The sequence below is a fragment of the Protofrankia sp. CiT1 genome (genome assembly GCF_917627335.1).
In the GTDB taxonomy this organism is placed as follows: Bacteria; Actinomycetota; Actinomycetes; order Frankiales; family Frankiaceae; genus Protofrankia.
In genome coordinates this window covers 1-1332 of sequence record NZ_CAKJTP010000182.1, presented here as the reverse complement: position 1 = coordinate 1332, position 1332 = coordinate 1, and the positions used below count along the sequence as shown (strand labels likewise).

Annotated in this window: 1 protein-coding gene; it reads left to right on the top strand. The window is 70.4% G+C overall.

Annotation, left to right across the window (positions count from 1 at the left end):
- A partial coding sequence (fxsT, locus tag MJ785_RS19170) for an FxSxx-COOH system tetratricopeptide repeat protein (RefSeq protein ID WP_239382126.1) occupies window positions 1-1332 on the top strand: 1332 nt, incomplete at both ends.

Genomic DNA, 1332 nt, shown 5'->3' with positions numbered 1-1332 from the left:
ATTCTGATCACCTCCCGGTATCCGGGCTGGGGCGGGCTCGCCGACCGCATCGACGTCGATGTCCTATCCCGCGGCGAAGCGGTCGCCCTGCTGGGCCGGCGTATCCCGGGCATCGGCCCCGCCATTGCCGACCAGCTTGCCGACGACCTCGGTGACCTGCCCCTCGCGCTGGAACAGGTCGCCGCCTATCTTGACACCACCGGGCTGGCTCCCGCAGATTACCTGGTGAAATTCCGCAGCCGACGGGCTCAGATGCTCACCCGCGGGGTCGATCTCGTCTATGGCCGCACCATCGACACCGTCTGGTCCCTCGCCCTCGACCGCCTGCGCGCCCACTGCCCCGCCGCGGTGGCAATGCTGGACCTGTGCGCCCACTTCGGCCCCGAGCCCATCCCGCTGACTCTGATCAGTGATCATCCCGATCTGCTCGACGCACCGCTGCATGACGTGGTGGCCGGCACCGACCCCACCGCGGATCTCGATGACATCCTCGGCGCGGTCCTCGCCTACAGTTTGGCCCGGCGCGACAGCGACACGATCCAGCTGCATCGTCTCGTCGCGGCCGTCATCCGCGCCCACCAGCCCTCCGCCCTCGCCGAGAGCGCCGCCTCGACCGTGCGGGCGTTGCTGGCCGCCCACCAGCCCGACGGCTATCGGGATCCGGCCGGCTGGCCACGGTGGGCCGTCATCGCCCCGCAGGTGCTGACCGCCCCGGCCCTGCATCCCGACAGCCCCGCGGTCGACATCGGCCACGACGCCCGTCAGTTGCTGCTGACCACCGCCTACTACCTGGACGCCCGTGGGGACTCCCGCGCCGCCGGGACACTGGGCCGTATCCTGCACACCCGCTGGTCCACCGCCCTTGGCGACGAGCACCCCGACAGCCTCGCCGCCGGCTACTGCATAGCCGCCGCCTACCGCCTCCGCGGCAACTACCAGGCCGCCCGCGTCCTGAACGAAGACACCCTGACCCACCTGCGACGAGTCCTCGGCGACGACCACCCCAACACCCTGACCTCGGCAAACAACCTCGCCGCCGACCTACACGCCCTCGGCGACCTCCAAAGCGCCCGGCAACTGAACGAGAACACGCTGGCCTGTTCACGGCGTGTCTTCGGTGACGACCATCCCAGTACCCTGCGCTCGGCGAACAACCTCGCCCTGGACCTACACGCCCTCGGCAGCTACCAGGCCGCCCGCACCCTCAACGAAGACACCCTGGCCCACCGGCGGCGTGTCTTCGGCGACGACCACCCCAGTACCCTGGGCTCGGCCAGCAACCTCGCCCTGGACCTGCGCATGCTCGGCAACTACCAGGCCGCCCGCACCCTC